This window comes from Allocoleopsis sp. (genome assembly GCF_036703385.1).
In the GTDB taxonomy this organism is placed as follows: domain Bacteria; phylum Cyanobacteriota; class Cyanobacteriia; order Cyanobacteriales; family Coleofasciculaceae; genus Allocoleopsis.
In genome coordinates this window covers 1-7,028 of sequence record NZ_DATNPA010000173.1, presented here as the reverse complement: position 1 = coordinate 7,028, position 7,028 = coordinate 1, and the positions used below count along the sequence as shown (strand labels likewise).

Below are 7,028 nucleotides of genomic sequence, written 5' to 3'. Positions count from 1 at the left end.
TTGTGCCGCTTTGCAGATTGCTTTAAAGTTAAGGCCAAACAAATCCAAGATAAAATTATCGGGATGCCGAACTTCAACGCCGTAAGGTGCCAGAACTTGCTGGGGAAAGTCTTTAAGATTAAAAGTAATGATAAAACTGGCATCACAGCGAATTGCTGCTGCAAGTATGTGGCGATCGCCTGGATCTGGAAGTTGCAACTCTGGGATAATATCTTCGTAACCTGTCACCAAGCAATCTCTGACGCTAGCATTCATCAAATTTTTAGTTCTAGTGAGCTGTTCTAAAGTAAGCTCAGAACGATTTTTTAGAACATTTCGCATCCACTCGTCGTGAATTTCCTCTGTCCAACGCGCCTTAAATAAGTCCGTGAGTGCCAGCCACATCAAAAAATCGCGTAACGGTGCTGGATATAAAACACAGGCATCATACACGACGATTAAATTCGCCATGCATCAGTATCCCATATCGAGTTCTTGCGCTTGAGCCGCAAGCTCATCCAGGGCTTTCATTCGTTCAGCATCATTCCGATTTTTATAGTCAATCACATCGTGATAACGCATCTTGTAGACTGTCCCCTCTATCCAGTAAGGAATTTCTCCCGACTCCAGTAAACTTACTACATAGCTACGAGAGACGCCAAGGATATCCGCAGCCTCATAGAGATGGAGTTCTTGCCTAATTGGCTGTACCTTGACAGCATTACCCTGACCCATCTGTGCCAAAATTTCAAGGAGCAGACGAAACGCTTCGGCTGGAATAGTAACCGATTCCTCTTTGGAATCATCTTGCATAGCCTTAATAGTCAGGTAAGCTTCCTGGAGCTGTATGAGAGATACTAATTTCTGGTAGCTAGCTCGTGCAAGAGCAGCGTCATCTTCGGTAGGTAAAATGGATTGTAAATTTCGATCTGTAGAGAGTGTCATGATCTTAAGTGCGTATTTACTGCAAAACGGCACTAAAGCAGACTGACTTTCAATAAAGCTGCCTTAGCGCCAACTTATGGAATAGACTTTTTCCATCTTGTACTTTTACTAGATGCTCAATCCAATCTCCTGATGTTTTGATGATAATTTTATCACACTTAATTTATAAATATTTGAGAATCTCATACAGAACCTTACTTATTTGACCGAAAACTTATAAAATTTTACGCTATAAATTAGCCGATCAAATTTATAGATTAGGAGTTGAAGTCTGGGCTATAAAATCGAATAAATGGGTAATCGAAGGGAGTCTCAAGTGTAAGCTCTCTAGAGAAAGATTTTGAAACAAGGGAGCTACAGCTAACTTGCGATCGCACGCTGATGACTCACTTATATTTTTTGATAATAGCCCCACGCAAAGGTATAATAATACCCCTCATAAAGTGGGGTAGCAGAACAGTATTATTATGTAACTTAGATTGCTCTGTGGAACCCGCTTTACTGTAGAACGTCATTCAAAATTGTAAATTTTCGGCAATATGCGCCCATGAAACAATATATAGTTACTTTTCTCTTTCTAATAGCTTTGTGGTTAACTACCATCATGATTACCCCGAAGACAGGGCGTACCGCTCTAGTACTGAATAACGAGTTTGGACTCCGCAATCAGCTATCTACCAAATCCAGTATTGCTCAAAGAAATCTTGCTCCAGCAATGCCATCTACTTGTGCTGTCAAGCCAGAACTCAAGACAGCAACATCCAATCAACTTACTGATGTCGCTCTGAGTCCAATTACTCTCACTCGCTTTCGGCGGATTGAAAATAGTGGAAATAAGTCCAATTCATCTATGGATCAACAAATTAATATAGATGATGATTCAAGAGTATTGAACAACTACAAACCTCTCGAATCCATCGCTGTTGCTGACCCGACAAACTATGGAGAACGTTTTTTGAATGACTTGTATGGCAAACCTGCCCAATATTCTCCTATTGTCGTAATTCATGAGACCGTGGGTTCAGCGAAGAGTGCGATTAATTTGTTTCAAACTCCACATCAGCTTGATTCACAGCAAGTGAGTTATCACGCACTCATTAAACGCTCAGGTGAAGTTGTTTATATCGTCCCTCCAGAGATGAGAGCGTTTGGGGCGGGGAACTCCGTTTTTGAAGGTGAAAATGGACGGGAAACGGTACAAACTAGCCCTGATCTTCCTCCCTCGGTTAACAATTTTGCCTACCATGTATCTTTAGAAACACCACCCGATGGCAATAATAATCGCAGACGCCATAGTGGTTATACTCAAGCTCAATACCAATCTCTGGCCTGGTTAGTCGCCAAAACGGGAGTACCTGATTCGCGGATTACAACTCATAAAGCTGTAGACCGTTCTGGTCAAAGAGGCGATCCCAGAACCTTTAACAAACAGACTTTTTTGAGATTACTCCAGGCTCAACCTAGAACTAACGAGATTGTCATTGATTGCCAATCCCTGGCGAGAAAATAGGCTGTCGCTGAGAAAAAGAGGAAGTTGTATAAGTTGTAGGGCGGGTTAGGCGTAGCCGTAACCCACCGAAGGCTTCGCTTCGATTTGATTTTGTGAGAATCATTAACGAACCACAGAGTCACAGAGGACACAGAGGAAGTTAATGAGGAGAGCAGGAGCCTCTCCAAAGTGATTAGGAGTACGATAGAGTACGCTACGCTGCCGCTGACGTACCCTACAATTTGGCTAAAATCGCGTTTCGTACTCGACTACCGCCCGACTATCACCCGAAAAATCAGTTGAACCGCGCAGAAGTGTCTTCTCGTTGAGCCGATAACGCAGACCATACTGAGCCGCCTGATCTGTCGTTAACTCCTTGGATACAGAAACAGAGAAATTACGTCCGATATCAACCCCTGCTTCAGCACTCAACCCTAAAGCAGACGTTCGTCGTTTTTCATTCGTAATAATTGTCGGGAATAGGCGAAACTCACTCAATCCCAAGGCGTCACCGATAACGTTTTGCACATTACCTAACAATGCTGACCCTGCCAGGTTAACCAAACCCAGTGTTGTATCTCCTCGACCTAATGTATCGACAAAGCTACCCCCCAAGAGCGCTACAATTTCTGATTTGGTGCGCGATGGCGAACTGGTGAGTTCCAGGTTATCCGTTAGCTGGCTGGCTGGGCCTTCGACCTTAGCCTGGATACGAACAGATTGCACACTGCCAACACCCGTCACCGACGGAGCATCGTTAATCTCAGCGGACAGAGGGTCAGTTGCAAGCCGCCGTTGTGTGCCTTCGGATACCGATGCCACCAGGCGCACATTCAGGTTGGGGTCTAGTCCTTGCTTGCGTGTAAACTGGGCAGTATTGTTATAACCTCTTGCCAATCGGAACTGGGTGGTAAACAGATTGACTTGACCACGTTTGATATCAATGATTCCCTCTGGCTCGATGTTACCCAGAGAGCCATTGATGGTGAGTGTTCCATCGGCGAGGAAATTTAAGATTGGGGCTCTCGTGATTTGGATGTTTTTATCCAGCTTTAGCTTTAAGTTATCGAACTCGATGCGGTTCGATGATGTAGAATCACCACCACCTGTGCCACCGCCTGTGCCATCACCTGTGCCACCGCTTGGACGCGCCGTTTGCTCTGCTAGGGACACATTTCCATTAAACAGGGTAACCTCCCCCCCAATTTTAGGGTTTAGTGCCGTGCCTGCGATCGCCACATTCCCCTGGACACGACCCCGATAAAGTCCTTTCAGGTTTAATCCCAGCTCACCAATATTCAACGCGATTTGCTTATCTGAGGATGCTCCCTGAGAAATGGGGAGAGTTCCCATTGCCGTTATCGTACCCCCACTGTACTGACCCGTCAGCTGTTCAGCAATCTCAATATTGTCAAAGTTGAACTGCACTTTACCTTTTACATTCGTGAGGGGGTCGGGTAGTGCGGACGCTTGGATGGTGGCATTCTCTATCGTGGCGCTACCATTAGCCACCAGTTGTTCGGGTCGATTCGTCTGCTGATTCAAGATTCCACCAACCTCAACCTGTACATTGCCATTGCCATTCACCCAGCTAACTTGTCCTCCGGTGAAGAGATTCAATAGCGCAATTCCATCATTTTGCACATTGATACTGAGGTTGAGCTTGTTGCTAGCCGGTGCAACTGTGGCAACCGGTAGCTTGAAGGGGATACTACCGCCAATGGTCAGGGGATTTTGAGATTCGGCAAGCCTGAACTCACTGTTAAAGTTGAGGCGGGCGTCGTTGTAACTGAAAGTGCCGAGCGCTTCCTGCACTTTTGTCCGGTTGAGCGTTGCATCAGCGAGGGTAAGTACCCCTCTAGCTTGGGGATTTTTAATGCTACCGGAAAGTGTAGCGGTAGCGTTCAACAACCCCGTGAAGCCAACTAGATTGGGCGGTACGTTGGGAACTTTGGAGAGAATCCCTTGGAGTTGGTCAATCGGGATATTTTGCAACTGGAGCTGACCCGATTGTGCATCGCCGCCTATCGTGCCGGAGTAGGAGATGAGACTGTTTCCGGATTGGATGCGCAGGGGTAAGAGGGAGAGGACGCCATTCTGAAATTGACCTTCACCCAAGACACTCACCTGGTTAACTTTATAGGTATCCCATGCCCAATTTTGACCTTCGATATTAATTTTGGCGCTAACACCAGAAGCCAAAGAGCCATCCACGGTTACGGTACCCGTGAAATTACCCTTGAGTTGAGCGAGGTCGGGTAAGACGGATGAAGCTTCACGCTGCTCACTCTGCTGTTCCTCCAGTGCCTTGATTTCTGATAGACGCCGCAGCTGAGTTTGCAGGGGTACGTCTTGCAAGAGTATGGGTGACACCAACGTATCACCCGTCGCATTGAAGCTCAGTTTAGCTGGAGTAAGCTTGATGAGTTGAAAGGCTTGCAGCGCTGCAACAACAACCGAAAGTTCTCCCTGCTTCACGTTAAGCTGAACGTTTTGGAATTGAGGACCCGCTGCCGTTCGGGCAATTTTACCGGAAAGGAAGTATTGATTATTAGCGGCTGGAGACGACTCGCCGCGACGCGCATTAAAGATCGGGCCTACGATCGCAATATTATTCAGAGTAATATCAAACGTTTTGAGATTGACATCCAGGTTGCCAGAGATGTCTCCTTGTAAGGGTTGGGTGGCAATAGCGGGGGGTACAGGGGTTAGCTGTTTGAGCAGAGCAATGGGGAATTTTTCGGTTGTAACTTGCAGGACATCCCCTTGTCGCCTGCCCTGTGCGATCGTCTCGCCTCGCTTAATATCAAAGGAGACTGGGCGATAGTCTGCCCCTAGCGCCACCTCAATCCGGTCATTCTCACCCGCCAGCTTCAGGTTCAACGGTTGTCCCGCTACAGTATTGATACTTCCTGCCAGCCGGGATTCAAACGTTAGACCATCAACGGCAAAATTCCGCAGTGCGAGAGTTCCGTTGACATTCGGAGTGCTAACAGTTCCCGCAATGCGACCGTTAAAATCCGCTTGTCCTGCTACATTGATACCGTTAGGTAAGCTAGCTGGTAACTGTTTGAGGTTCAAGTTATCGGCTTGAACATTGAGGTCGAACCCCTTAATCGCTTGTAAACCCCGGTTTGCCAGGTTGACATTGACGACACCATTGGCCTTAAATCCTTCCGCTGTCGCCTGTTGAATTTGCAACTGTTGCTGCTGACCATTCCAGTCAATAGCAGCGGTGAGAGAGCGGTCAATTATAGCAATGCCTTCACTGAAATTGACTTGACCACGAGCCTGAATGGCATTAGGAGAAAGGGCAGCTAGCGAACCAGAGACATCGAGCTGACCATTCAATCGTCCTCGTAAATCCGGGGAAAAACTCGCTAATGGGACATCCGATGCCAGGACATTCGCCACAAAACGACCGTTGCGAAGTTGTACGTTAGACGCTTTGACGCTCCCTCCAGCCAGACTTAAAGTTCCAGAACCGCTTCCCTCAATCGCGGCAGGACTTAAATTCGCCAGGGAGCCAGCTAGATTAAAGTCTCCAGTCAGAGCGCCCCGGAACTGGGGTGGCACCTGCGCCAGACGCCCTACTTCTACCCCAGATGCCTGGACTTGAGCCGTAAAACGACCATCCGCGAGTTGGACATTGGTCGCCCTAACCGTCCCTCCAGCCACATTTAACCTTCCAGAACCGCTCCCTTGAATCGTAGAAGGACTCAAGTTCGCCAGAGCACCAGCCAAATTAAAGTCTCCAGAGAGAGCACCGCGAAACTGGGGGGGTACCTGCGCCAGACGCCCCACCTCGACTCCAGAGGCTTGGACTTGTGCCGTGAAGTTCCCATTCGCCAGCTGGATATTGGTTGCTCTAACCGTACCGCCAGCGACATTTAATGTTCCAGAACCGCTTCCCTGAATGGTAGAAGGACTCAAGTTCGCCAGCGCACCGGATACATTAAAGTTGCCAGAGAGAGGCCCCCGTACCTGGGGCGGCACCTTTGCCAGACGCTCCACCGGTACTCCAGAGGCTTGGATTTGAGCGGTGAAGTTCCCATTCGCCAGTTGAACATTGGTTGCCCTTACCGTTCCTCCGGCGACATTCAAACTCCCAGAACCCCTCCCCTGAATCGTCGCTGTACTCAACTCCGTTAAAGGGCCAGCAAGGGTAAAGTTACCAGACAAAGGCCCCCTGACTTGGGGGGGAACTTGAGCCAGACGCTGTACCTCTACCCCAGAGGCTTGAACTTTTGCTACAAAGCGACCGTCCGCGAGCTGGATATTGGTGGCTCGTACCGTTCCTCCGGCGACATTCAAACTTCCGGAACCCGTTCCTTGAACCTTCGCCGTACTAAATTCAGTCAGAGGGCCAGAAAGGGTAAAGTTACCCGAAACCGGAACGCGGAACTGGGGGGGCACCTGAGCCAGACGCCCTACCTGCACGCCAGAGGCTTGGACTTGTGCCGTGAAGCGACCTTTGGCGAGTTGGATATTGGTAGCTCTAACGGTTCCGCCTGCAACATTTAAACTCCCAGAACCGGTTCCCTGAATTGTGGCAGCATTGATATTGGTCAGAGGGCCAGAAATCCTAAAGTTACCTGCAACAGGAACACGAAAC

The 7,028-nt window shown here is 48.2% G+C and carries 4 protein-coding genes; 1 reads left to right on the top strand and 3 read right to left on the bottom strand.

The window, feature by feature from the left end; translation table 11 throughout:
- A partial coding sequence (locus V6C93_RS08785; protein ID WP_333476278.1) for a PIN domain-containing protein occupies window positions 1-450 on the bottom strand: 450 nt, incomplete at its 3' end.
- Between the two features lie 3 nt (window positions 451-453).
- Window positions 454-924, bottom strand: a complete 471-nt coding sequence (locus tag V6C93_RS08780) for a helix-turn-helix domain-containing protein (RefSeq protein WP_333476277.1) — start codon at window positions 922-924, stop codon at window positions 454-456.
- Between the two features lie 604 nt (window positions 925-1,528).
- On the opposite strand from V6C93_RS08780, the gene V6C93_RS08775 reads away from it, so the two are divergent.
- On the top strand, window positions 1,529-2,434 hold the full coding sequence (locus V6C93_RS08775) for a peptidoglycan recognition family protein (RefSeq protein ID WP_333476276.1): 906 nt from the start codon (window positions 1,529-1,531) through the stop codon (window positions 2,432-2,434).
- Between the two features lie 225 nt (window positions 2,435-2,659).
- On the opposite strand, the gene V6C93_RS08770 is transcribed toward V6C93_RS08775, so the two are convergent.
- Window positions 2,660-7,028: translocation/assembly module TamB domain-containing protein (locus tag V6C93_RS08770; protein WP_333476275.1), on the bottom strand; the 4,369-nt coding region annotated here is incomplete at its 5' end.